The sequence below is a fragment of the Pseudomonas sp. LBUM1670 genome (genome assembly GCF_059695695.1).
The window spans coordinates 3881751-3907322 of the sequence record NZ_CP166783.1 but is presented as its reverse complement, the minus strand read 5'-3'; the positions used below and the strand labels follow the sequence as shown (position 1 = coordinate 3907322).

The window sequence follows — 25572 nt, the reverse complement described above, 5'->3', positions numbered from 1 at the left end:
TATTATGGTTGTAATCTGCGCTGATATTATGTCCGAAATAAAAACTCCGCCAGCCCCGTGTGTCGAGTCCCTCACGCAATATCGCTGTGGCTGAATTCCTCCCCCAGAAAGTCGATCAACGCCCGCACCGATGGCAACAGGCCACGGCGCGACGGGAAGATCGCGTGGACGATCCCGCACTTGGGCGCCCAGCCCGGCACCAGTTCCACCAGGCGTCCGGCGGCGATGTCATCGCGCACCACCACGCTGGGCAGGTGCGCGATGCCAATGCCCGCGAGCACCGCGTGACGCAAGGCCAGCAGGTCATCGGTGACCATGCGCGGCGCGTGCCGAATCAGCGCACTGGCGCCGTCCGCGCCGAACAACTCCCACTGATATTCACGCTGCGCCGCACCCCAGTGCACGCTCGGCAAACCGCTGAGGTCGGTCGGGGTGGCGGGCGACGACAGCCGCTCGGTGAACGCCGGGCTGCCCACCAGGCATTGGGTGCTGTTGCCCAGCACCTTCATCACCATGTCGGTGCTTTCCAGCGGCGGACAGCGTACGCGCAGGGCAATGTCGAAACCCTCGTGGATCAGGTCGACCCGGCGGTTGGTGCTCTCGATGAACAACTCCACCAACGGGTATTTGAGCATGTAGCGGGTCAGCATCGGCCCGACCCAGGAGTTGAGCAGTGCGGTCGGGCAACTGATGCGCACCAGGCCCTGGGGTTCGGAGCGGTTGCGTTCGATCAGTTCGGCGGCGCTTTCCGCTTCGACGCGCATGGCCAGGCAACGCTGGTAATAGGCCTGACCGATTTCGGTCAGCGAGCAATGCCGGCTGGTGCGATGCAGTAAACGTACGCCGAGCCGTTCTTCGAGCTCGGCGATGCGCCGGCTGAGCTTCGATTTGGGCATGTCCAGTGCCCGCCCGGCCGCGGCGAAACCCTGATGTTCCACCACTTGGGTGAAGTAGTAGAGGGTGTTGAGGTCTTCCACCATCGTTCTCCATATAGAACGCTAAGGCTGATTTTTGCAGTCTAGCGCACCAAAGGGTTCGGTTTTAAGCTTTGTCCATCGCGTCAAACCACAGATTGGGAGGCAGCATGAAAAACATCATCGGCGTTTACACCAGCCCACGGACCCATTGGGTCGGCGACGGTTTTCCGGTGCGTACGCTGTTTTCCTATGACAACCTGGGCAAACACATCAGCCCGTTTTTGCTGCTGGATCACGCCGGTCCTGCTGAATTCACGCCGACCCCCGAGCGTCGTGGTGTCGGTCAGCATCCGCACCGCGGTTTCGAAACCGTGACTATCGTTTATAAGGGCGAACTGGAGCACCGCGACTCCACCGGCAGCGGCGGCAAGATCGGCCCCGGCGATGTGCAATGGATGACCGCCGCCTCGGGAATTCTCCACGAAGAATTCCACTCCGAAGGTTTCGCCAAAACCGGCGGCACCCTCGAAATGGTCCAGCTGTGGGTCAACCTGCCGGCCAAAGACAAAATGGCCGACGCCGGTTACCAGACGATTCTCGACGGTGACATCCCTAGCATCCCGCTCAAGGACAACGCCGGCAGCCTGCGCCTGATTGCTGGCGAATTCGACGGCCACACCGGCACTGCGCGGACATTCACCCCGGTCGACGTCTGGGACCTGCGCCTCAACGGCGGCAAGTTGCTCACCCTTGATCTGCACGAAGGTCGCAACACCGCGTTGGTAGTGCTGCGCGGCACGGTTCAGGTCAACGGCCTGGAGCTGGTGCGCGAAGGGCAGTTGGCGTTGTTCGAACGCAATGGCAACCAGATCAGTCTGGAAGCCAATAACGACACAGTGGTGTTGCTGCTCAGCGGCGAGCCGATCGACGAACCGATCGTCGGCCACGGCCCGTTCGTGATGAACAGCGAGCAAGAGATTCACCAGGCCTTTGCCGATTTTCAGTCGGGCCGGTTTGGACGGATGAGCGGTTGAAACACGGATATAAAGTTGCACCGCGCCAGGCTTGACTGACTACGCTTGTCTGGCCGCGTCTGAACGATCAATCAAGACACCTGTTCGCCGAATTCTTCGGCATCGATTAAAAGCGAGGATGACCCCATGACTACTTCTTACAAACGTCTCGACAAGGATAACGCCGCCGTTCTGTTGGTCGATCATCAGGCGGGCCTGCTGTCTCTGGTGCGGGACATCGATCCGGACCGTTTCAAGAACAACGTGTTGGCCCTGGCCGACTTGGCCAAGTACTTCAAATTGCCAACCATCCTCACCACCAGTTTCGAAACCGGCCCCAACGGTCCGCTGGTGCCCGAGCTCAAAGCGCTGTTCCCGGACGCGCCGTATATTGCCCGTCCTGGCCAGATCAATGCCTGGGACAACGAAGATTTCGTCAAGGCGATCAAGGCCACCGGCAAGAAGCAACTGATCATCGCCGGCGTGGTGACCGAGGTCTGCGTGGCATTCCCGGCGCTGTCGGCCCTGGCTGAAGGCTTCGATGTGTTTGTGGTGACTGACGCTTCCGGCACGTTCAACGAGCTGACCCGCCAATCGGCCTGGGACCGCATGTCGTCCTCCGGCGCGCAACTGATGACCTGGTTCGGCCTGGCCTGTGAACTGCACCGCGACTGGCGCAATGACGTGGAGGGCCTGGCGACCCTGTTCTCCAATCACATCCCGGACTACCGCAATTTGATGACCAGCTACAACACGCTGACCATCAGCAAATAATCACTGACACCACAAACCTAATGTGGGAGCGGGCTTGCTCGCGAAGGCTGGCTAACATTCAACAATTATGTTGTCTGTTACACCGCTTTCGCGAGCAAGCCCGCTCCCACATTGGTTTTGCATTAAACCCTCCTACACTGTGCCCAATGTGTGAGATCTTCGCGCTATTGGTCTTCACTGGAGTTGCTTGATGCTGTCACTGCTCACCAATCACCCATTGATCTGCGCCCTGATCCTGATCCTGATTGACCTGGGATTGTGGCGCCTGATCAGTGCCGGCGGCAGCAACTGGAAACTGGTGGTGCGGCTGGTGATTTTCGCGCTGTTCAGCATGCTGTTGTTCAACGAGGGTATGAATCCGCTGGAGCCCGCGCCTTGGGCCGACAATGTGCCGCTGCACCTGGCGGCGACCGGTTTGCAGATCGGTTGGTGGCTGTTCGGTGCGCGAACGCTGACGGTGCTGATCGGCGCGGCGATGATGCAGCGGGTCGGGCATACCGGGCGCTTGCTCCAGGATTTGCTCGGCGCGGTGATTTTCCTGATCGCGATCATCGCGGCGCTGGCCTACGTGCTCGACCTGCCGGTGAAAGGCGTGCTGGCCACCTCCGGTGCGTTGGCGATCATCGTCGGCCTGGCGTTGCAAAGCACCCTCAGCGACGTGTTCTCCGGGATCGTCCTCAACACCACCAAACCCTATCAACTGGATGACTGGATCTCCATCGACGGCACCGAAGGCCGGGTCATCGACATCGACTGGCGCGCCACGCGCTTGCAAACCGCCCAGGGCAGCCTGGCGGTGATTCCCAACTCGCTGGCGGCCAAAGCCAAGATCATCAACTTCAGCCGACCGAGCGACATTTTCGGCGTGTCAATCAGCCTGCAACTCAGCCCGCATGCACGGCCGCAAACGGTGATCGATGCACTGGAACGGGCGATGGAGGGTTGCCGTTATCTGTTGAGCAAACCGGCGCCGTGCGTTGCACTGAAAGGCTCGAGTGCCACCGGCGTGGAATACGAAATCAGCGGCTTCGTGGTCTCGATGGATCAGAAGCGCATGGTGCGCAATCTGCTGTTCGACCTGGCGTTCCGGCACTTGCAGGCGTCGGGCGTGAGCCTGTTGTCCAGCGTCGAATCGAATGCGCCGGCCGGCCTGTCGCGGCCACGGGCATTGCTGGAAAACTCGGCGATTTTCTCGACCCTGCGCCAGGAAGAGAAAGAAACCTTCAGCCAGCACATGACCCTGCAAACCTTCCGTCCCGGGGAAGTGATCCTGCCGGCGGGGGAGGTCAGCGATCATTTGTTCATTATCGAATCCGGCGTGGTGTCGGTGGCGCTGAGCCGCGCCGGGGTCAAGTTCGAGTCCGGGCGCATGGGGCCGGGCGAGGTGATCGGCGAGGGCGGGATCTTGTCGGACACGGCGCTGCCGGCGGACTTCACCGCCAAGACCGTTTGTAGTTTGTACCGGATCGAAAAGGACTACCTCAAACCCTGCCTGGATGCGCGGCATGACATCGGCGAAGCGATGAAGGCGCTGCTGGATTTCCGTTTGCACAAGGCGCAGACGTTGACCCAGGAAACGCCGAGGGTGGTGGTGAAGAAGGGTTTTTTGCAGTGGTTGCGGAGTCGGGCTTAGAGATGTTTGGTGGATGGCCGCTGCGCGGTTCGCGAGCAAGCCCGCTCCCACATGGATCTTCGTCGCACACAAATGCTGTGTTCACAACAGATCCAATGTGGGAGCGGGCTTGCTCGCGAAGGCGGCATCAGGCTCACCATAAAACTCAGATCAGAAATCAACGTCGCCGACATCCCGCAATGGCCTACCCGTCTTCTGAAATATTGGCTATTTAAGCGACGGGCCGACGGCATTAACTTAGCTCCACCCCCACTTGCTCCCGGAGCCTGCCGTGAAACCTCGTACCGATTTCTACACCGCTTCCCCTGATGCACTGAAAGCCATGATCGCCCTGGAAACCGCCGTTTCGAAGCTGCCGCTGGAAAAAAACCTGATCGAACTGATCAAGCTGCGTGCGTCGCAAATCAACGGCTGCGCGTTCTGCATCGATATGCACACCACCGATGCCATCAAGGGCGGGGAAACCCCGCGTCGCCTGTTCGCCGTGACGGCCTGGCGCGAGGCACCGTTCTTCACCGATCGCGAACGTGCAGCGCTGCTCTGGACCGAATCCCTGACCCAACTGAGCCTGACCCACGCTCCGGACGAAGACTACGAAGTGGTCTCCGCGCAGTTCAGCCCGAAGGAAATGGTCGACCTGACCGTGGCGATTTCCACCATCAATAGTTGGAATCGCCTGGCCGTAGGTTTCCGCAAGACGCCTCAGGCCTGATCAATGAGCATCTGCTGACGGTGCAGCCGGTGGTTGCACCTTGCGCATCAAGGGCACCATCGCCGTGGCGATGACGAAACAGACCCCGATCATCAGAAACGCGTCGCCGTAGGTTTGCGTCTGCGCTTCGCGGTAGGTCAGCAGCCATAACTGATGCAGGCTGGCGGTGACACCGGTGTCACCGCTCTGGCCGAGGGCGGCGAAGTTGTTGCCGACCTGGGACAGCCACTGATTCAGGGCTTCGTTGGTGCTGTTGAGGTTTTCCGCCAACCGGGTGAAGTGCAGGTTGGTCCGGTCATTGAGGATGGTCGCGCACACGGCGATGCCAATGGCGCCGCCGAGGTTGCGCATCAGATTGAACAAACCCGAAGCGTGTTTGAGCCGGGCAGGCGCCAGTCCGCCGAGGGTCAAGGTGACTGCGGGTGGCACCGCCAGTTGCTGGGCAATCCCTCGAAAGGCTTGCGGCAGCATCAATTCCTTGGCCCCCCAGTCATGGGTGATCGGGCTGAAATCCCACATCGACAACGCGAACAACCCGAGGCCGGTCATCATGATCCAGCGCAGATCGATGCGGTTGGCCAGAAAGGCGTACAGCGGAATCGCCATAAGCTGGAACACCCCGGTAGAGAAAATCGCCAGACCAATGTCCAGCGCACCGTAGCCACGTACCCGGCCGAGAAACAGCGGCGTCAGGTAAATCGTGGCGAACAGGCCGATCCCGGTGACGAACGAGAAGAAACAGCCGAGGGCGAAGTTGCGGTCTTTGAGGGCGCGCAAATCGACGATCGGGTTGGCCACGTGCAGGGTTCGACCGATGAAGGCCAGGCCGGCCAGGCCACTGATCCACGCGGTGGTCAGAATCGTGCTGTCACTGAACCAGTTCCAGCGCGGGCCTTCTTCGAGGGTGTATTCCAGGCAGCCGAGAAACAGCGCCAGGAACACCATGCTTATATAGTCGGCGCCCTTGAGCAGCGAGAGTTCCGGCTGGTCGATCTTCACCAGCATCGGCACCGCCACGGCAACGAAAATGCCCGGCACCAGATTGATGTAGAACAGCCAGTGCCAGGAGGATATATCGGTGATCCAGCCACCGATCACCGGGCCCAGGGTCGGTGCCAGCGAAGCGACCGCGCCGATAGTGGCGGCAGCGATTACCCGTTGCTTGCCAGAAAAGAAAATGAACGCGGTGGTGAACACCAGCGGAATCATCGAGCCGCCGATGAATCCTTGCAAAGCGCGGAAGGCGATCATGCTCTGGATATTCCACGCCGCACCACAGAGCAGGCTGGTGAGGGTAAATCCCACGGCTGACGCGCAGAACAGCCAGCGCGTGGAGAACACTCGGGAGAGCCAGCCGGACAGCGGAATCACGATGATTTCGGCGATCAGGTAGCTGGTCTGCACCCACGCGGTTTCGTCAGTGCCCGCCGAGAGTCCGCCACCGATATCACGCAATGAGGCGGAGACGATCTGGATGTCCAACAGCGCAATGAACATGCCGATGCACATGGTGGCGAAGGCGAAGACCTTGGTCGCCGTCGCCATGCTGGCGGCGTTGAACGGTTGCGCGGGGACGGCGAGGGCGCGGCTCATGGCGCGCTGGCCACGGTTGGGGTTTCAGGCTCCTTGCGCGTATCCACTTCAGCGGTCACCGAAAGGCCCGGACGCAGATGACCGAGCACGCCATCGGCCGGATCGAGCACGATCCGCACCGGCACCCGTTGCACGATCTTGGTGAAATTGCCGGTGGCGTTTTCCGGTGGCAGCACACTGAATTGCGACCCGCTGGCTGGCGCCAGGCTGTCGAGGTGGCCGTGGAATGCCTGACCCGAGAGCACGTCGGCATGAATGACCACGCGTTGGCCGGGTGTCATGTGCGCCAGTTGATCTTCCTTGAAGTTGGCATCGACCCACAGCCCGCTCGCCGGCACCACCGACAACTGCTGCGAACCGGCCTGCGCGTAAGCGCCGACCCGCGCCCGGCGATTGCCGATCACGCCATCCATCGGTGCGCGCAGCTCGGTGTAACCGACATTCAGTTGCGCCAGGTCACGCTCGGCGCGGGCCTGCATCAGCGCAGCCCGAGCCTGTTGTTTCTGGGTTGCGATCACATTCAACTGGCGTTGTGCGGCCAGCAGTTCGGCCTGGGCTTTCGAGCTGAGCGCTTGCGCCGTCTTGAAGGTGGCGTCCGCGCGCTGGGCGCTTTCTACCGAGACGGCATTGCTGTTCACCAGTTTTTTGTAGCGCGCGTTGTCATCCCGCGAGCGGGCGGTTTCGGCGCCGGCGGCGTCGATACCGGCGCGGGCCTGACCGATCACAGCCTGTTGCAGTTGTTCCGTGGCATCGAGGTTGGCGAGCAAGGCTTCTTCTGCAGCGACCGCGCCTTCGGCCTTGGCCAGGTAGGCGCGGAAGTCGCGGGAGTCGAGGCGGATCAGCACATCACCGGCCTTCACTTTCTGGTTGTCGGTGACCAGCACTTCTTCGATGTAACCGGCGACTTTCGGCCCGATCACCGTCACATCGCCACCGATGTAGGCATCGTCGGTTTCCTCGATGAAACGGCCAGCGGTCCACCAGTGCGCGGCGTACACACCGGCCAGCACCAGTGCAGCGATGCCCAGTGTCGACAGGAGCAGGCGTTTGAGCAGGGGAGGCTTTGGCGTGGTCACCGGGACAGCCAGGTCGGGCTCAACGGGGGACATGCTGGTCATGGAAGATTACCTGTAGAAAACGGCATTTAATTACGCACGTAATATGACGCATGTCATATTTGCTGGCAATTTATTTTTGTTGCCGGTCGTCAGGTGGTTCGCTCGATGTGAATCAGTCAAAGATGGGGTGATTGATCTGGCGCCTTCGCGAGCAAGCCCGCTCCCACATTCGACCCGGTTTCTTCAGACGAACACAGTCGAATGTGGGAGCGGGCTTGCTCGCGAAGGCGGCCTCAGAGAAAACAGAGATTTATCGGGGTAATGATTACTGCGACTGCAAAGGAAAAGATCAAGGGCTGCATCACAGGGTGTTCGCCACGTTCATCCAGCAAAGAAATGACACAAACGGAAATGGGAGACGGTAATTTCGGAAACGTCCCACAGCCAGAGTTTGAGCTTACCGATAGGGTCAATGGCCCCCGGCACCCTGCCGGGACACTCCCAAGGAAGAACAAACCATGACCAGAAAGGCCGTTATCGATTTCAGCGGCGGACAGGACTCAACCACCTGCTTAATCCATGCATTGCCGATGTACGACGAAATTCATTGCATTACGTTTGATTATGGCCAGCGCCATCGTGCAGAAATTGAAGTGGCGCAACAGCTTTCAAGACGGCTTGGCGTGATGGACAGCAGGTGAAATATCCAAGCTTTGCGAGGGGGCGGAGAGCAACCTTGGAATGTGTTGGCCTGTAGCTGTCCCATTGATGGAGGCGGGGAGGGAACGCTACGCATTAAGATGAATGAAGGTTAAAGGAATAAGGACACTCCCATCCTTCCGATGAGGAATAGAAGTAAAATCAGAAAAAATATTCGAATAAAACCGCTTCCATAACGCAGAGCTAGAAATACCCCAGTGAGAGAGCCGGCAATATTACATAGGCCAACGACTCCACCTACAGTCCATAAAATGTTGCCGGAAGGGATGAAAAACATCAGTGCGGCGCTAAATGTTCCCAAATTAACAAGTTTTGCTGAAGCTGAAGCATTTAGAAAATCGAACCCGAAGTATTTCACAAAAATAAAAAGAAGGAGGCTGCCGCTGCCCGGACCGAAGACTCCATCATAAAAGCCGATTAAACCTCCGAAAAAAACTCCAAGGAGGATTTCTTTCCTGCCGCATTGGATGTGAGAGCTGAATCGGCCTAAGTCTTTTTTGATAAAGGTATAAGTCGCCATTGCAATCAAGATAATAAAAACAACATATTCCATAAGTTTTTTGGGGATGAGAGAAACTGATAGAGCACCAATAAATGCAAATATAAATGCTGAAATCATAGTTGGAAGCATAAGCTTCCATACAATTCTAATTCTTGTCAAATAAGTAGATATAGACGAGAGATTGCCCGCTAAAACAGCTAGTTTATTGGTTCCAAGAACTGTAGCAAGACTATAGCCGGGTAAACCGTGTATAAGTGCTGGTACCTGTACCAATCCACCTCCGCCGACTGCTGCGTCAATCAAGCCGCCGCAAAAAGCAAAAAAACCTAACGCGATTAATACGTGCTCAAAGTCCATTAAGTATCCAGTCGAAATTTTCGTTAATTACTGAGAATTATTACATTTGCTCTATAAGTATTATTCTGATTAGGCGTTCCGATCAACCTGCAGTGCAATTGAAATAGATTGATCGGAGTGTCTCATGGTTTCCTACCTTTAATTTGCCAGCTAGCACGGAAGATTCGGGTATAAGAGGAGTCGACGTGAGCGTCCGCGATGTATTAGCTTGTCGAGGTCAATGCCCCATGCAAAGAGCTGAACGCCTTTCCGACACGCTTGTTGTAATCAAGCATTATTTTTTTGAGGCGATCAATATCAAATTTTAAGTCTACCGTTCGACCATAAGTTTGTGCTGCAGCTAAAGCGTGTAATCCATGCTTGTTTTCCACCTCGCCAGCGTGGCCAAATATATAACCTTTTGCATTTCGCAGGTTTTGAACGTTGCTACTCAATAATGGATTGAAAGAAAGAAGCTTTTCTTCAATGTGTTGAGCGATGAAATTATATTCACGTCCGTTCCAAAGCTCTGAAGCGATGGAAACCATCATAGCATCCATGATGGATTGTTTATGCTCAATAGAGTCCATAGGTGACTTATGTTTCGCCACGCCAGTTTCGTATAGGAATGCCGAAAACTCTTCACACTCATAAACCTCATACTGACTATTCACCCAGCCTTGCGCGCCAAAGGCTGCCGTCATATAGCCGTACATGCCATCATGGCCTTTGTGTCCGAGGCCAAAGTCGTCTTTCGCGACTTCATGCATATGTGCCATAACATTATTATAGTCGGCTCTGTTTTCGGCGGATATGGATAGAGCATCCGCTGATAAACGCATAATGATTTTAGCGGAGACCAAGCTAGTTGTTTTATGGGTTTCATTCCAACCATTGAAAAATTTCAAAACACCGGCATCTGTCTCATTTTTTCCCAGGAATGCGTTGAACGCATTCTCGGCTTGGGTTTGAGCCTCTTGAGTAATTGGGTGGTCGAGCACCTCATGCATTGCGTTCTGAATTTCGGCAGTTTGCTCAACCTGCGGGAATAGAGGTTCTCTTCTGAGACTATCGACTATAGTCCGGCCAGGTATCTTTAAATTTCCAAGATGTCTGGGTAATGCCTCAATGAACATTTTGCCAAACTCTTGCATAGATTTGTTTGTTGCAACTTTTTCGAAGCGGCTTTGCAGTGATGCTGAGCTCATGATTTTGTCTTCATCCTTGTGGGCTTATCGGTCTGGAATTGAAACTTCATGCGTGAAGCGGTGATTGTGGGGAGTGAGAATCCGGTCAAACGAGCGCACGACGGCCTGAGCGTTGGCTGATGGTGGCCGAGCGTACTCTGCGGCTCAGTTCGGCTTGTTCTTCTGGGCTGAGGACAATCTCTTGGGCGTTCACTTGCGTTCTCCCGAGCGCTGAATGACAGAGGAAATGTAGCCAAGACCACAGAAAAGTTATTTAGAGAACAGCACACTAGCTCCCTCAGGCTTTATATAGGTTGGCCGGCAGCTATATACTTTTTAAATAGTGATCTTGCTCCGTAGGCAGGTAAAATGTTGAAAACTGCGAAGCACATTTTTATAGCTATTTGAATATAGACGATTTTGAGTATGTCGCTATTTTGCATGGCTCCATAAAATGCAATAAAACAAAACAGAAAACTATCTATTATCACTGCAAAAAAAGTACTACAGAAAACTCGTAAAAATAGAAATCTTGAATTTGTTAATTTTTTTATCCTGCTCAAAAGATAAGAGTTGACGTATTCAGAGAAAAGGAAGGATATGCAGGAGGCTACTAACACAGATGACACATGCGTAATCACCTCTCCGTAGGGTTCGTCGAGTGTCCAACCGGCTAAGCCGGGAAGCCGAGTCTCTCCCCGGCTCTTAATCAGGTATTTAATGTTGTTTTTTAATTTTTCTGTTTTATCTTTTTTGTGCATTCAATATCTGCCATTTGCTTGTTGTTGCAATAGATCATGCGTACGGGGATGACCCTCTTTGAGTGCAGCATCCTACACACCTGTCACCCGAACAAAAAATAAATTTTTCAAGCGCGTCGCGCAACGATGAATAGTTTTTCATTACGCAATTTGGCGCAGTCATTGTATGTAAGAAGCTACCTACCAGGTTTGACGAATGGTCTTACAGTAGTTAGGAAGTGCCAGAAGTTTGTTGGGGTGATGAAGTATTGGCGATTAAGGTCTGGAACTGTTTGAATTTCAAAATGATTGGCCGGTTACGAATCATTTAATTACACAGATGTAAATTTGTTTGATTAATAAAATGGAATTTTCTGGTAATAAATCTACCGGTCCGCCATGTATAACCGTCAACCAATTATGGTTGGCAAGAGACGGACGCTTTCTCAACCTTGAAAGGAGCTCTGGCATGAAAAAAGCCACCCCAATTGCAACCGAACAGTCAGCCCTTCCGGTCCGCGATACCGTCCATTCACCCAAGCCCTCTAAAGTCTCCACACAACTCGTCAGCGTGCCCCTGCGCAATCACAAACGTCCCGAATCAGCCAGCCATTTCTTCACCGTCGTGCCGGATGCCGATACGGAAGCCATGCTCTGTCACGTCTCGGAAACGCTCGCTTCCCTGAGTGTGATGGCCACCGATCTCGCTCGGGAACTGGAGGGGCCGCGTCGCCAAATCATATTGACCATCCAGCAACTGTCCGCAATTGGCGAGCTGTTGGTCAATCGAGCGCTGGATAACCTGGCGCCACCCCGGGGGTCGTCTTAAGTGCCGTCCAACGGCCAGCGTTGAGTAGTTGCGTTCTTTTCCCAATGGAGGTTTTTCGTCATGGATCGATACATGCCTGTTACCGGCATCGACTGCAGCGTCCCGTCATTGCTGATCGACACTGAAGCGCCACTGGACGTGTTGCATGAAACCGCGGCCTACCGCATTCGTACCGCAACACAACTGCTGGAGAGTTTTGCGTGTGGCGAAGGTGTCCACAGTGAGTTGGCGCGAGTGTTGGTGACTTCACTGCGCGACGGCTGTGATCTGCTGGATGTCGTGGGGCGACGATTGCAGGGGCAGGTTTTAGCGCAGAAAAACGGGCGCTCGCTCGATGTGAATCAGTCAAAGATGGGTGATTGATCTGGCGCCTTCGCGAGCAAGCCCGCACACATTCGACCCGGTTTCTTCAGACGAACACGGTCGAATGTGGGAGCGGGCTTGCTCGCGAAGGCGGCCTCAGAGACGACAGAGCAGCATAGAAAAACGGGCACCTTTCGGCGTCCCATTGCTTCCGGTTAATAGGAAGCATTACTATTCACGCCCCGTCTTCACAGCACACCGCAATGACCCCCAAGCTGCCCCGCAGACACGGCTTTTTCGAGCATTACGAAGAGTTGGTTGGCACCTGGACCCGTCGCCTGAGAAATCGTCAACAGGCTGAGGATCTGGCCCACGACACCTTCGTGCGGGTGCTTGAGTCCGATTCGGCGGGAGTGGAACAACCCCGGGCATATTTGCACCAGACTGCTCGCAACATAGCGGTGGATGGTTATCGACGTGAGGATCGGCGGGGCGCCATGGAGTCGGAGGCGATCGATCACAGTGTGTCGTCGTCCGGCGACCCGGAGCATTTCATGCAGGCGATCCAGTTGGCTGATTCCATCGAGCGGGCGCTTACCGAGCTGCCGGTCAATTGTCGCAAGGTGTTCGTCTGGCAGAAGATCGAAGGCCTGACCCAAGCCGAAATCGCCGAACGCCTGGGACTGTCCAAGAACATGGTGGAAAAGTATATGATCCGCACCCTGCGGCATCTGCGCGACCGCCTCGACGGACTGCAATCATGATGTGCGCTGGCTTTTTCAGGAGCTGGCGAAGCCTGCGATCTTTTGGGGACCTTGAGATTGCCGAAAATCAAAAGATCGCAGCCTTCGGCAGCTCCTACACGAAACAAGGGCGCCGAGCCTTCTCACCCCCAGCCAAACAGGAACTTCCATGATGGATACTCGTGATTGTGCGTGCGGGCAAACAACGGTTCGCGATGAGGCGGCGCAGTGGTTTGTGCGTTTGCAGGAGCCGGCCGTCGACGTCGAGGAATATCGACGCTTCGAGCTGTGGCTGAACGAGCACCCTCAGCATCGCGACGAATTTCAATGGCTTCAGGGCTTGTGGACGGCGGCGGATCTTGTGCCCGCCGCGCGTCTGCAAGCCTTGTGTGAAACCCCGCCGGCCCGCAGCAAACGTCGTCCGCTGATGCGTTATGCGGTGGCGGCCAGTGTATTGGCCGTGGCGCTGGGTTTGGGGCTGTTCAGCGGTTTGAATCAACCGGCGCCTTATACCGCCGAGTATTCGACAGCACTGGGCGAGCGTCGCCAGGTGGCGTTGCCGGACGGTTCGGTGATCGATCTGAACAGCCGCAGCCGCCTCCAGGTGCGCTATGAAAAAAGCCATCGTGCCATCGAGCTGACGGAAGGCGAGGCCATGTTCAGCGTCGCGCACGACAGCGATCGGCCATTCGTGGTCGAGGCGGGCAGCGGCAAGGTCAAGGTCACCGGCACCCGCTTCGATGTGCGTCGCAGCGTCAGCGAAACCCGGGTCGTGGTGGAGCAGGGCACAGTCAAGGTTCAGGGGCGCGGTGCGCCCGACAATGAATTCATCAATCTCACCGCCGGCCTCGGTACACGCGTTGACGGCCAAGGCACTGTCGCGGCGGCGTATGCCGTTAACCCGGCGGAATTGACCGCCTGGCGCAGCGGCAAACTGGTGTTCAACAACGCCAGCCTGGCCGAAGTGGCCGAGGAAGTGTCGCGCTATCGGGAGAAACCCCTCACCGTCGGCAGCGACAACGTCGGCCATCTGCGCCTGACCAGCGTGTTCAGATCCGACAACACCGACGCGCTGCTCAAGGCCTTGCCGAACATCCTGCCGGTGGCCGTGCGCACCCTCGATGACGGCAGTCAGGAAATAATTTCAAAATAAATTCAGGTTTTTTTCGAGTTCATCGTCTTCTTGTCCAACTGCAACTGGTTTGCATTAACAAGCGCACACTTTTGCGATCCACAGGACTACGTTCGACGTGAAAAAATCCACCGCTAAAAATAATAAATCCCCTTGGTTGCCGCTGGCCCTCGCGCTGGCGGTCAACGTTGCGTTGCCTCAGGCCTTTGCCGCCGACGCGATCCATATCCCGGCGCAACCCCTGGGTCAGGCGCTGAGTGAACTGGGCCAGCAAACCTCGCTTCAGGTGTTCTTCAGCCCTGAGCTGGTGGCCGGCAAGCAAGCGCCGGCGGTGGACGGCAATCTCTCGCCGGAACAGGCCCTGCGCCAGTTGCTACAAGGCAGCGGCCTTGAGTATCAGATCGACGAGGGTTCGGTGACCCTGACTCCCGCGCCGACTTCCGCCGCCAACGGCCCGCTGGAACTGGGCGTGACCGACATCAAGGTCGTCGGCGACTGGCTTGGCGACGCCGATGCCGCCGTGGTGCAAAACCACCCTGGCGCGCGGACGGTGATTCGCCGCGAAGCCATGGTCGAGCAGGGTGCGATGAACGTCGGTGACGTGCTCAAGCGCGTGCCGGGTGTGCAAGTGCAGGACGCCAACGGCACCGGCGGCAGCGACATTTCCCTGAACGTCGGTGTACGAGGCCTGACGTCGCGTCTGTCACCACGCTCCACGGTGCTGATCGACGGCGTGCCAGCCGCCTTCGCCCCGTATGGCCAGCCACAGTTGTCCATGGCACCGATCTCCTCGGGCAACCTTGAGAGCATCGACGTGGTTCGCGGTGCCGGCTCCGTGCGCTACGGGCCGCAGAACGTCGGCGGTGTGATCAATTTCGTGACCCGCGCCATCCCGGAAAAAGCCTCCGCTGAAATCGGCACCACCCTGGAAACCTCCCGGCACGGTGGCTGGAAGCATATCGACACGGCGTTCGCCGGCGGCACCGCGGACAACGGTATCGGCGTGGCGCTGTTGTACTCGGGCGTGAACGGCAACGGTTACCGTGAGCGCAACAATGGCAACGACATCGACGACGTGATTCTCAAGACCCATTGGGCACCGACCGATGTCGACGATTTCAGCCTCAACCTGCACTACTACGACGCCAGCGCCGACATGCCCGGCGGCCTGACCCAGAAGCAATACGACGCCAATCCGTTTCAGTCCGACCGCAACAACGACAACTTCAGCGGGCGTCGCAAGGACATCTCGTTCAAGTGGGCGCGGCAGATCGATGACCGCACTCAGGCCGAAGTGCTGACCTACTACTCGGACAGCTTCCGTGGCAGCAACATTGCCGCCCGCGATCAGAAGACCCTCGGCTCGTTCCCGCGCACTTACTACACCTTCGGCATCGAGCCACGGGTGTCCCATGTGTTCGACGTCGGCCCGACCACCCAGGAAGTCAGCGTCGGATATCGCTACCTGAAGGAAGGCATGCACGAAGAGGCCAGCCGTCTGGCGCTGGTCAACAACGAACCGGTGGTGCGCCCGGGTTCGGACGGCCATGTGTATCAGGATCGCACCGGCGGCACTGAAGCCAACTCGGTGTACGTGGATAACAAAATCGATGTCGGCAACTGGACGATCACGCCCGGCATTCGTTTCGAACACATCAGCACCGACTGGCACGATCGCCCCGTGCTCGACACCGCCGGCAAGCGCGTGCTGGAAAAGAACCGCAGCATCGAAAGCAACGAGCCGTTGCCGGCCTTGAGCGTGATGTATCACATTTCCGATGCCTGGAAGCTGTTCGCCAACTACGAAACCTCGTTCGGTAGCCTGCAGTATTTCCAGCTCGGCCAGGGTGGCACGGGTGACAGCACCGCCAATGGTCTGGAGCCGGAAAAGGCCAAGACCTATGAGGTCGGCACGCGCTACAACGATGACGTGTGGGGCGGCGAAGTGACGCTGTTCTACATCGACTTCGATAAAGAGTTGCAGTACATCAGCAACGACGCGGGCTGGACCAACCTCGGCGCGACCACGCACCGGGGCATCGAGGCTTCGATGCACTACGACATGGCGGCACTGGACTCACGGCTCGACGGCTTGACCGCCAACGCCGGGATCACCTACACGCGCGCCGTTTATGAAGGCGAGATTCCCGGCTTCAAGGGCCGCGACCTGCCGTTCTACTCGCGTCAGGTAGCGACCGCCGGCCTGCGTTACGACATCGACCGCTGGACCTACAACCTCGATGCGTTTGCCCAGTCCAAACAGCGCTCGCCGGGCGTTGCGGTGAATGGCGATGGCAGCTTCACCAACAACTACATCACCGAAGGCACCGCCGACGGTCAGTACGGCGACATTCCGGGCTACGTCACCTGGAACGTGCGGGGTGGTTATGACTTTGGCGCGCAGCTGTCGAACCTGAAAGTCGGCGCCGGGGTGAAAAATATCTTCGACAAGCAGTACTTCACCCGCTCAAGCGACAACAACTCGGGCATGTACGTCGGCGCGCCACGCACGTTCTTTGTGCAGGCCAGCGTCGGGTTCTGATACACCGAGTCGCCTTCATCGCGGGCAAGCCCGCTTTTACAGGGATCTCCAGTGAACAAAAGTTTGTTTACGATAAAGATCTAATGTGGGAGCGGGCTTGCTCGCGAATACGGTTTCACATCCAACATAAATGTGACTGACAGACCGCTTTCGCGAGCAAGCCCGCTCCCACACTTGTTCAGCGTCGTACACACATTTTGTGTTCAGACTTTCAACACTTTCCCGCCGATAGCCACCGCCACCAGCAACACCGCCATCAACCCGAAGGCAAAACAAGCGACAACAACTCCGGCATGTACGTCGGTGCGCCACGCACGCTCTTTGTGCAGGCCAGTGTCGGGTTCTGATACGCCGAGTCGCCTTCATCGCGGGCAAGCCCGCTTTTACAGGGATCTCCAGTGAACAAAAGTTTGTTTACGATAAAGATCTAATGTGGGAGCGGGCAAGCCCGCTTTTACAGGGATCTCCAGTGAACAAAAGTTTGTTTACGATAAAGATCTAATGTGGGAGCGGGCTTGCTCGCGAATACGGTTTCACATCCAACATAAATGTGACTGACAGACCGCTTTCGCGAGCAAGCCCGCTCCCACACTTGTTCAGCGTCGTACACACATTTTGTGTTCAGACTTTCAACACTTTCCCGCCGATAGCCACCGCCACCAGCAACACCGCCAGCAACCCGAAGGCAAAACAAGCGACAACAACTCCGGCATTTACGTCGGCGCGCCACGCACGCTCTTTGTGCAGGCCAGTGTCGGGTTCTGATACGCCGAGTCGCCTTCATCGCGGGCAAGCCCGCTTTTACAGGGATCTCCAGTGAACAAAAGTTTGTTTACGATAAAGATCTAATGTGGGAGCGGGCTTGCTCGCGAATACGGTTTCACATCCAACATAAATGTGACTGACAGACCGCTTTCGCGAGCAAGCCCGCTCCCACACTTGTTGAGCGTCGTACACACATTTTGTGTTCAGACTTTCAACACTTTCCCGCCGATAGCCACCGCCACCAGCAACACCGCCATCAGCCCGAAGGCAAAACTCAAACTGCTGCCGTGGGCGATGAAACCGATCACCGCAGGCCCCGCCAGAATCCCCGCATAACCCAGCGTCGTAATCGCAGGCACGGCCACGCTTTCCGGCATCACCGTCTGTTTGCCCACGGCGGTGTACAGCACCGGCACGATGTTCGAACAGCCAGCCCCCAACAGCGCATAACCCACCAGCGCCAGCTCCCAGCTGGGTGCGAATGTCGCCAGAAACAGACCCCCGGCCGCCGTCAGTCCACCGACCACGAGCACCCGAGTCGCGCCGAGGCGGTGGACAATCGCGTCTCCGGTCAACCGGCCCACGGTCATGGTCAAGGCAAACGCGGCATAACCCAGGCCTGCATACGCCGTGTCGATCCCGCGTTCCTGCGCCAGGAACACCGCGCTCCAGTCGAGCGCCGCGCCTTCGGCGAGGAACACGATGAAGCACATTCCGCCGATGAACAGCACGATGCCGTGGGGCACGGCAAATGCCGGCCCCGAACTTTCACTGCCATAGGGCAACATGTGCGGCGCGGCTTTGCACAGCGCGATCAGCAGCAGCACGATCACCACCAGCATTGCCCCCAGCGGCGAAACCCCAAAGCCGAGCAACGCGCTGACGCCCGCCGCACCGACAATCCCGCCAAGGCTGAACAGCCCGTGGAAACCCGACATCATGGTCTTGCCGCTGGCCCGTTCGACGATCACCGCTTGCAGGTTCACCGTCGAATCCACCGTGCCCAGGCCCGCGCCGAACATGAACAATGCCGCGATCAGCGCGGGTATCGACGACACCGTCGCCAACAGCGGCAGGGCCGCACAGATCAACAAGGTCCCGCCGACCGCCACGCGCCGGCAGCCGAAACGCGTGGCCAGAATCCCGGCCATCGGCATCGCCAGAATCGAGCCCACCCCCAGGCACAACAAGAGCAAACCGAGGGTCCCTTCATCCAGCCCGGCCCGTGCCTTGGCGTACGGCACCAGCGGCGCCCACGCGGCAATCCCGAACCCGGCGATGAAAAAAGCCACGCGCGTGGACATCTGCTCCAGGCGTCCGGGCACGAAGGTGGTCTGGGTGTTGAGGTTGGTCATATCGATCCTTGGCAAAAAACGTCGCGTCCCCAAGGGACAGTGACTCACCGGTGAGGTTCGATCAGCGTCCGGACGGTTTCGCGTTCAGGCAGGGTGACATCCTTGCACAGCCCTTCGCTGTTTCGCGATATGTTGTCGCCTTCGATGTTTGTACAGGAGGCGCCATGACGCCGTTCTACGATGCGCGAGGCAACATCTACGCGGTGGTGGCGCCTGACGCGGTGCGTCGCGAAGGGATCGATTTACCTGAACAGGCCAGTCTCGCGGCGCAAGCCCGCGCGGCATGGACGTTGTCGGCCATCGAGGCGTTCTGCGCCTGGGCGCCGGGCACGCAACCGCCCCGCAGCAAGGACCATCGCTGCGATGGACTGCTGGTGGGGCCGTTTCAATCAGCGCCGCCGTTCGATCTGTTGATCGTCAACACCGACGGCACCTTGGCTGAGCGCAGTGGCAACGGGCTGACGATTTTTTCCCGGGCGCTCAGTGACCAAGGGCTGTTTCCGGAAAACGAGGCCTGTGTACTCAGGGTTCATCACGACAAGGCCGATACGCCTTCACCGGGTGAAACATCAGTGAACAGCGCGCAAGTCGAAGGTGTGCAGGGCTTCTGGCTGGATCTGGGCAAACCGGCGTTCGGGCCGGAGGCGGTCAGTGCTCAAGGGGTGCCCGGCGTGGCATTCAACGATCGTGAGCTTAGCCACGTACAACCGCTGTCGGCACTGGATCCGGCCTGGTCTCGCAGCCAGTTCGTGCGGGTCGGCAATCCGCACTGCGTAACACTTGTGGACAATGCGCAGGCATTGCCGGCGAATGAGCAGATGCGCGAAGCGAGGTTGTCCGAAGGCTTGACGCAAATTGCCTACGCCATGCCGACCGGGGCAGGGCGGCCGTGTCCGGCGGGTATCAATTTGCAATGGGCGATGCGTGAGTCCGAGGGGCGAATTGCTGCTCGGGTGTTTGAACGTGGGGAAGGGCCGACGGCCTCGTCCGGCACCAGCGCGAGCGCGGTGGCGTGTGCGGCCTGGCGGGTGGGTTGGGTGGTGGCGGGTGAAGTGAAAGTGGTGATGCCCGGTGGTACGGCGCCGATTTTGCTGGAAGAAGAGCAGGGCGAATTGAGTCGGGTCAGCCTGTTTGGTACGGCGCGGTTGATGGGGTGATATTGAGATTGCCTTCGCGAGCAAGCCCGCTCCCACATTGGATCTGTGTCGTTCACAAATCCACTGTGGGAGCGGGCTTGCTCGCGAAGAGGCCGGCACAATCACCAAAAATTCAGGGTAGGTCCGCCCATTGCACCACCGGCATCTCCCGCTTCATCAACACCTTGCCCGCGCGCACGGAGTACAGCGGCAACCCCTGACTACGAATCACCTCATAATCACTGTCCGCCGACAAAATCAGCAAATTCGCCGGCCGCCCGCGCTCCAGTCCATAACGATCACCCAACGCCATGGCCTTGGCGCTGTTGTCGGTCACCAGGTCCAGCGCGCTTTGCAGGTTGCGATACCCGAGCATGTGACAGATGTGCAGACCCGCTTCGAGCACCCGCAAAATGTTGCCGTTACCCAGCGGATACCACGGGTCGACGATCGAATCCTGGCCGAAACACACGTTCATCCCCGCTTCGAGCAACTCATTCACCCGGGTAACGCCACGGCGTTTCGGGAAGTTGTCGAAGCGCCCTTGCAGGTGGATGCTTTCGGTCGGGCAGGAGACAAAACTGATCCCCGAATGCCCGAGCAGGCGAAACAGTTTGGCGCAGTACGCGTTGTCGTAAGAACCCATGGCCGTGGTGTGGCTGGCCGTGACCCGCGAGCCCATGTCGCGGCTGCGGGCTTCCTCTGCCAGCACCTCGAGAAAGCGCGAATGCGGGTCGTCGGTTTCATCGCAATGCACGTCGACCAGGCAACCGGTGCGCTCCGCCAGGTCCATGAGGAATTTCACCGAACTCACGCCCTGATCGCGGGTGTATTCGAAATGTGGAATCCCGCCGACCACGTCGGCGCCCATGCGGATCGCTTCTTCCATCAGCTCGCGACCGTTGCGATACGACTCGATGCCTTCCTGGGGAAACGCGACGATTTGCATGTCGATCAAGTGTCGGCTTTCCTCGCGCACTTCGAGCATTGCCTTCAACGCGGTGAGCTGCGGATCGGTCACGTCGACGTGAGTGCGCACGTGCTGGATGCCGTGGGCGGCGAGGGTCTGGAGGGTCTTCTTCGCCCGGGTCTTGGTGTCTTCCTCGGTAATGGTCACCTTGCGCTCGCCCCAACACTCAATGCCTTCGAACAGCGTGCCGCTCATGTTCCAGCGCGGCTCGCCGGCGGTCAGCGTGGCGTCGAGGTGAATGTGCGGCTCGACGAAGGGTGGCACCACCAGGTTGCCACCGGCGTCCAGATCATCGGGGCCCAGGGTCGGCGCTTCGGTCTGACGGGCAACGTTGCTGATCAGGCCGTTTTCCAGGTGCAACTCATGCAGGCCTTCTTGGTTGCGCAGGCGAGCGTTGATGATGTGCATCAGGTGAATCCTTTTAGAGATCTTGTAAGGGTGCGTTGGCGCTGCGGGCACCGAGCAGGCCGGTCAATAGCACATACGTTAGCGCGGCAGCGGCAATCCCTACCAGCGGCGCGACCCATGGCGAAACGAACGCGGCGACTGTGCCGACCGCATAAGCGGTGAGGCCGGGCCAGTTGAAGGCCGGCAATTGCGCATCGGCCAGTCGAGGATATTGACCACGGTAGCGAAAGAAAAAGTCCGCCATGATCACGCCGCCGATCGGCGGAATCACCGTACCCAGCAGAATCAGGTACGGCACCAGCAGGTCGTACATGCCCAGCAGTGCCAGCAGCGTGCCGATCACTGCGCCGGCCAGGGTCACGGTCTTGCGACGGCCGGTGCGCAGCAGGTTGCAGCCGGCGACGGCGAAGTTGTAGATGGTGTTGTCCTGGGTGCTCCAGATGTTCAGCAGCAACATCGCCATCGCCGCCATCGCGAAACCTTGCAACAGCAGCACTTCGACCACGTCCGGTTGCTGGTAGACGATGGCCCCGTAGGCGCCGATCAGCACCATCAGGCCGTTGCCAATGAAGAAACCGATCAGGCTGGCCAGCACCGCGACCCGCGCCGAACGGGAAAAACGCGTCCAGTTGGTGGCTTGCGTGGCGCCGCTGACGAAGGTGCCGAACACCAGGGTGATCGCGGTCGACCAGTCCAGAGTGCCGGTCGGGACCACGGCCAGCAATCCATCGAGCCCGCCGACTTTCACCGTGGCGACCCACATCGACAGCATCAGTAGCAGCATCATCGCCGGCACCGCGATGTACGACAAAATCTCCAGTCCGCGATAACCGACGTACGCCGTGGCGCAAAACACCAGGCCGAACACCACCATCAGGCCCAGCACGGTGCCATCGCTCAATTCGAAATACTTGCCCAGCACCACGGCCGCCGTGGCCGTGCCCCAGGCATACCAGCCGATCTGGGTGAAGCCGAGGATCAGGTCGCTGAGCTTGCTGCCCACCTCACCGAAGCAGAACCGCCCCATCAACACCGAATTGAGGCCGCTCTTGAAGGCGATGTAGCCAAGGCCTGCGGCGTAGAGGCCCAGCAGCAGATTGCCAACGATGATCACCGCCATCATCTCGCCAAAGCTGAACGCAACGCCGAGCTTGCCGCCGGCGAACATGGTGGCAGTGAAAAAGGTGAAACCCAGTAACACCATGGCGGTTGAGGCCAGGCCTTTGCGGGCGTGCATCGGGACTTCGCTGAGGGGGTAATCGTTGCCGGGATCGTTGTGCGTCATGGGGCGTTCCTTGCTGAATGGGTGACGCGAGAGGGGGTTGCAGTGGTCGTGCCAAACTCCAGGGCTGTGGTTATGTATAGACGAGCGGGGAAGTTTGGAGCGGGGAAGGGCACGAAACCGGTGCACCTGAAAGAACACAAGATCCATGTGGGAGCGGGCTTGCTCGCGAATGCGGTGGGTCAGTCGACATCTCTGGTGCCTGACACACCGCCTTCGCGAGCAAGCCCACTCCCACCGGGGATGTGGGTTTCTTCAGGAGGATGGCAAAAACCGCAACAACGCCGCGACGATGGCTTCGGGCGCATCTTCCTGAACCAGATGCCCGGCATTGGGGATGGGGTGAAACTGCGCCCCCGGAATCATCTGCTGCAGTGCGCGGCCACGCTCGATGGGAATCCACTGGTCATCCTCACCCCACAGAATCTGCACCGGGCAACGAACCGTCGGGTACAACCCTTCAACCTCGCGGGTATAGCGTTCATCCATTTGCGCAATTTGCCGGTAAAACCCCGCTTGCCCCGGATCGTCCAACCACGGCTGGACGTAAGCGGCGAGTTCCTCGTCCGGAATTTCCCGCTTGATTGCACCACGAATATAGGCCGGCACGATCGCCCGCTGAATGTAATCAGGCAGCCCGCTGAACGCCGCCTCATGCTGGCGCACATGCTGCACAAACGGCGAACCCCGGGGCGTCAGGGCCACCGGGTCGATCAGCGTCAGGCTGCGGTAATTTTTCCCGTTCAGCAGGTGCGCGCGCAGCACCGTGGCACCGCCGAAATCGTGGGCCACTACGTCCGGGCAGTCCAGGCCCCAATGGTCCAGCAGTTGCGCCAACAGTTCGTTCTGCACGCCAAGGGACACATCGCCCTCGACCTTCTCGGACAGTCCGTAACCCAACAAGTCGAAATAGTGCACCCGGTGCGAAGTGATGAAGTGCGGCGCAATCCGGTGCCACACATAGGAAGAGAAGGGCGTGCCATGCACAAACACCAACGGCGGGCCATCGCCCCGAACGGCGTAGCGAACGGAGTGCCCGTTGAAGCGATAGGTCTGAGCCAGCGGCCAGTCAGTCATGGGTGCGTCCTCTTGGCGGTGCAAGCCAAAAAGCATAGGCATAAAAAAACAGCCGAAGAAGGCTGTTTTTTAGATCACTGACGAAACGCACACCCTTGTGGGAGCGGGCTTGCTCGCGAAGGCGGTGTGTCAGTCAACAGAGATGACGACTGATACACCGCCTTCGCGAGCAAGCCCGCTCCCACAGGGAATGAGTTTGACTGGTTTATTCGCCGCGGTAGATGCAACCGCTGGTGCACGTCTCGTGGATGCGGATCGCGCTGAGTTCCGGCAGCAATGGCTTGAGTTCGGCCCAGATGAATTTGGCCAACACTTCACTGGTCGGATTCTCCAACCCCGGAATGTCATTCAAATAGTTGTGATCCAACCGCTCATACAGCGGCTTGAAGATCGCCTTGATCTCCGAGAAGTCACGAATCCAGCCGGTATGCGGATCAATATCGCCACTCAGATGAATCGCCACTTTGAACGAGTGGCCGTGCAGGCGGCCGCACTTGTGGCCGTCCGGGACGTGGGGCAGGCGGTGGGCGGATTCGAAGGTAAATTCTTTGAAGATTTCCACAGTTTTTTCAGCTCTGTCAGGTGGCGATCGCCGCAGCGATGAGGGCAGGCGGCGAGTTTAACAGTTTGTCTTGACTAAAGGGTCAGCAAGCGTTCGCCAAGACGACCGTTGGCGGCCAGTTCGAGAAACTCATCGCCCAGCCTGCGACTTTCATCCATGGTCGCACGCCAGTATTTCTGCCGGCTCGGCACATCGCCCATGAAACGCTTGAAATCATTCCGGTCCGGCAGTTTGCCGTAGGGCAGGCGCGCCAGGTATTCCTTCGACGGCGCCAGTAACAGAACGTCCTGCAAGCGTGTCGAGCAGGCGCGGCGCCACGGCAGGGTCTTGTCGAACCAGCCGGGAATGACCCGGTCGGTGAAGTGCGGATACAGCACGATGTCGTTGCCGCTGTAAGGCAGGTCGAGGTGATAGTCCAGCAGACCACCGTCGCGGAACGTTCCGGCGCCAGCGCCCGGCAGGTCGCGCACGCCTTCCATCACCATTGGAATGGAACCCGAGGCGAGTAAGGCCTGGCGCAGATTGCCGGCATTCAGCTCGACGAAACGCGACGGGAAATCATTTAGCGCATTGACCGGCGGTGCCAGGCGCGGGTCGTGAATGATCAGCCGCTCGAAATGCCGCGACAGCCGCGCGCGACCACGAAGGTTGTCGGCGATCACCGACGACAGGCCCAACCCGAGGCGACCGCGATGATCGTCTGCGAGCAGGCCATGGCTTTTGACCACCATGATGTTCAGTCGGTAATGGGCGTTGTCCAGAATCGAGGCATCGCGGCCGTCGAGCAGGTCATTGAGCATGCGCTGGGAGCTTTGGCTGATCTGCGCCATGGTCACGCCCTTGGCAAAATTCTGCTCGGTGTACAGGTGACCGAGGCGGCGGATGCCTTCGGCGGCGTCCGGCAGGCACGCACTGGCGAAGCGCCAGGAACCCACCGACGCGCCAATCAGCGATCGCTCCCGAGGCGCCGCGGGCAGCCATTCACCGAACAGCGCCAGGTCCAGACCTTGAATCCCCAACGCCTTGGGCCCACCGGCGGCGCCGGGCAGCGTGCCGACATCGGCGGCGTTCAAACCGTTTTCACGGATGCGCGCGAAGGCACGGGGGCCGGCCTTGAGGGTCAGGGAGGGGAATTTGATGTGGATGGCGGTCATACCGGTCTCGATGTCTGGCAAGCGGACGGATTATAAACAGATCATGAAACGCCACAAATCTACTGTGGGAGCGGGCTTGCTCGCGAAAGCGGTGTGTCAGTCACCAGATATATTCGCTGACACACCGCC

Annotated in this window: 21 protein-coding genes and 4 pseudogenes; 13 read left to right on the top strand and 12 right to left on the bottom strand. The window is 58.4% G+C overall.

Annotation, left to right across the window (positions count from 1 at the left end; all coding sequences use genetic code 11):
- Positions 1–71: 71 nt before the first annotated feature.
- Positions 72–980: a LysR substrate-binding domain-containing protein gene (locus tag ACA073_RS17795; protein WP_497398217.1), complete on the bottom strand. Its 909-nt coding sequence runs from the start codon at positions 978–980 to the stop codon at positions 72–74.
- A 104-nt stretch (positions 981–1084) separates the two neighbouring features.
- On the opposite strand from ACA073_RS17795, the gene ACA073_RS17790 reads away from it, so the two are divergent.
- From ACA073_RS17790 to ACA073_RS17775, 4 genes are all read left to right on the top strand, one after another.
- Positions 1085–1951 (top strand): pirin family protein, encoded by an 867-nt coding sequence (locus ACA073_RS17790; RefSeq protein WP_497398215.1) that lies wholly within the window; start codon positions 1085–1087, stop codon positions 1949–1951.
- Between the two features lie 126 nt (positions 1952–2077).
- Positions 2078–2704 (top strand): isochorismate family cysteine hydrolase YcaC, encoded by a 627-nt coding sequence (gene ycaC, locus ACA073_RS17785; RefSeq protein ID WP_497398213.1) that lies wholly within the window; start codon positions 2078–2080, stop codon positions 2702–2704.
- Between the two features lie 190 nt (positions 2705–2894).
- Positions 2895–4337 (top strand): mechanosensitive ion channel domain-containing protein, encoded by a 1443-nt coding sequence (locus tag ACA073_RS17780; protein WP_497398211.1) that lies wholly within the window; start codon positions 2895–2897, stop codon positions 4335–4337.
- A 271-nt stretch (positions 4338–4608) separates the two neighbouring features.
- Complete coding sequence (locus ACA073_RS17775) at positions 4609–5049, top strand: carboxymuconolactone decarboxylase family protein (RefSeq protein ID WP_497398209.1); 441 nt, start codon at positions 4609–4611, stop codon at positions 5047–5049.
- Here ACA073_RS17775 and ACA073_RS17770 read toward each other — a convergent pair whose 3' ends face one another.
- Both ACA073_RS17770 and ACA073_RS17765 read right to left on the bottom strand, forming a co-directional pair.
- A complete protein-coding gene (locus ACA073_RS17770) occupies positions 5050–6642 on the bottom strand; it encodes a DHA2 family efflux MFS transporter permease subunit (protein ID WP_497398207.1) in 1593 nt (530 codons plus the stop codon).
- Complete coding sequence (locus ACA073_RS17765) at positions 6639–7760, bottom strand: HlyD family secretion protein (RefSeq protein ID WP_497398205.1); 1122 nt, start codon at positions 7758–7760, stop codon at positions 6639–6641. Before ACA073_RS17765 ends, ACA073_RS17770 begins: the two co-directional genes overlap by 4 nt.
- A gap of 458 nt (positions 7761–8218) precedes the next feature.
- On the opposite strand from ACA073_RS17765, the pseudogene ACA073_RS17760 reads away from it, so the two are divergent.
- Positions 8219–8386, top strand: a pseudogene (locus ACA073_RS17760) (7-cyano-7-deazaguanine synthase); the annotation flags it as partial.
- Between the two features lie 125 nt (positions 8387–8511).
- Here the strand turns inward: ACA073_RS17760 and ACA073_RS17755 are convergent.
- From ACA073_RS17755 to ACA073_RS17745, 3 genes and pseudogenes are all read right to left on the bottom strand, one after another.
- A complete protein-coding gene (locus ACA073_RS17755; protein ID WP_497398203.1) occupies positions 8512–9279 on the bottom strand; it encodes a sulfite exporter TauE/SafE family protein in 768 nt (255 codons plus the stop codon).
- Positions 9280–9482: 203 nt separating this feature from the next.
- A complete protein-coding gene (locus tag ACA073_RS17750; protein WP_497398201.1) occupies positions 9483–10466 on the bottom strand; it encodes a hypothetical protein in 984 nt (327 codons plus the stop codon).
- Between the two features lie 284 nt (positions 10467–10750).
- A pseudogene (locus ACA073_RS17745) lies at positions 10751–11143 on the bottom strand (queuosine precursor transporter); the annotation flags it as partial.
- Between the two features lie 511 nt (positions 11144–11654).
- On the opposite strand from ACA073_RS17745, the gene ACA073_RS17740 reads away from it, so the two are divergent.
- From ACA073_RS17740 to ACA073_RS17710, 7 genes and pseudogenes are all read left to right on the top strand, one after another.
- Complete coding sequence (locus tag ACA073_RS17740; RefSeq protein WP_497398199.1) at positions 11655–12014, top strand: DUF6124 family protein; 360 nt, start codon at positions 11655–11657, stop codon at positions 12012–12014.
- 60 nt (positions 12015–12074) lie between these two features.
- A complete protein-coding gene (locus ACA073_RS17735) occupies positions 12075–12377 on the top strand; it encodes a hypothetical protein (protein WP_497398197.1) in 303 nt (100 codons plus the stop codon).
- 203 nt (positions 12378–12580) lie between these two features.
- Entirely contained in the window at positions 12581–13081 is a 501-nt protein-coding gene (locus tag ACA073_RS17730) for a sigma-70 family RNA polymerase sigma factor (RefSeq protein ID WP_497398195.1), read from the top strand.
- Positions 13082–13229: 148 nt separating this feature from the next.
- Entirely contained in the window at positions 13230–14213 is a 984-nt protein-coding gene (locus ACA073_RS17725; protein ID WP_497398193.1) for a FecR family protein, read from the top strand.
- A 97-nt stretch (positions 14214–14310) separates the two neighbouring features.
- Positions 14311–16734 (top strand): TonB-dependent siderophore receptor, encoded by a 2424-nt coding sequence (locus ACA073_RS17720; RefSeq protein ID WP_497398191.1) that lies wholly within the window; start codon positions 14311–14313, stop codon positions 16732–16734.
- Positions 16735–17003: 269 nt separating this feature from the next.
- A pseudogene (locus ACA073_RS17715) lies at positions 17004–17081 on the top strand (hypothetical protein); the annotation flags it as partial.
- A 340-nt stretch (positions 17082–17421) separates the two neighbouring features.
- Positions 17422–17499: pseudogene (locus ACA073_RS17710) on the top strand (hypothetical protein); the annotation flags it as partial.
- 203 nt (positions 17500–17702) lie between these two features.
- Here the strand turns inward: ACA073_RS17710 and ACA073_RS17705 are convergent.
- Positions 17703–18854 carry an MFS transporter gene (locus ACA073_RS17705; protein ID WP_497398189.1) on the bottom strand — a complete coding sequence of 384 codons (1152 nt, stop codon included), beginning with the start codon at positions 18852–18854 and terminating at the stop codon, positions 17703–17705.
- Positions 18855–19018: 164 nt separating this feature from the next.
- On the opposite strand from ACA073_RS17705, the gene ACA073_RS17700 reads away from it, so the two are divergent.
- Positions 19019–20011, top strand: coding sequence for a diaminopimelate epimerase (locus ACA073_RS17700; protein WP_497398187.1), 993 nt, complete (start codon positions 19019–19021; stop codon positions 20009–20011).
- A gap of 112 nt (positions 20012–20123) precedes the next feature.
- Here the strand turns inward: ACA073_RS17700 and codA are convergent, their stop codons facing one another.
- From codA to ACA073_RS17675, 5 genes are all read right to left on the bottom strand, one after another.
- Positions 20124–21368, bottom strand: a complete 1245-nt coding sequence (codA, locus tag ACA073_RS17695) for a cytosine deaminase (RefSeq protein WP_497398185.1) — start codon at positions 21366–21368, stop codon at positions 20124–20126.
- A 13-nt stretch (positions 21369–21381) separates the two neighbouring features.
- Complete coding sequence (gene codB, locus ACA073_RS17690) at positions 21382–22653, bottom strand: cytosine permease (RefSeq protein ID WP_497398183.1); 1272 nt, start codon at positions 22651–22653, stop codon at positions 21382–21384.
- A 252-nt stretch (positions 22654–22905) separates the two neighbouring features.
- The gene (locus tag ACA073_RS17685) at positions 22906–23727 is read right to left on the bottom strand and encodes an alpha/beta fold hydrolase (protein ID WP_497398181.1); all 822 of its coding nucleotides are present in this window, start codon (positions 23725–23727) and stop codon (positions 22906–22908) included.
- A 205-nt stretch (positions 23728–23932) separates the two neighbouring features.
- Positions 23933–24289 carry a 6-carboxytetrahydropterin synthase QueD gene (gene queD / locus ACA073_RS17680; protein WP_047527439.1) on the bottom strand — a complete coding sequence of 119 codons (357 nt, stop codon included), beginning with the start codon at positions 24287–24289 and terminating at the stop codon, positions 23933–23935.
- A 74-nt stretch (positions 24290–24363) separates the two neighbouring features.
- Positions 24364–25443 carry a patatin-like phospholipase family protein gene (locus tag ACA073_RS17675; RefSeq protein WP_497398179.1) on the bottom strand — a complete coding sequence of 360 codons (1080 nt, stop codon included), beginning with the start codon at positions 25441–25443 and terminating at the stop codon, positions 24364–24366.
- Positions 25444–25572 lie beyond the last annotated feature (129 nt).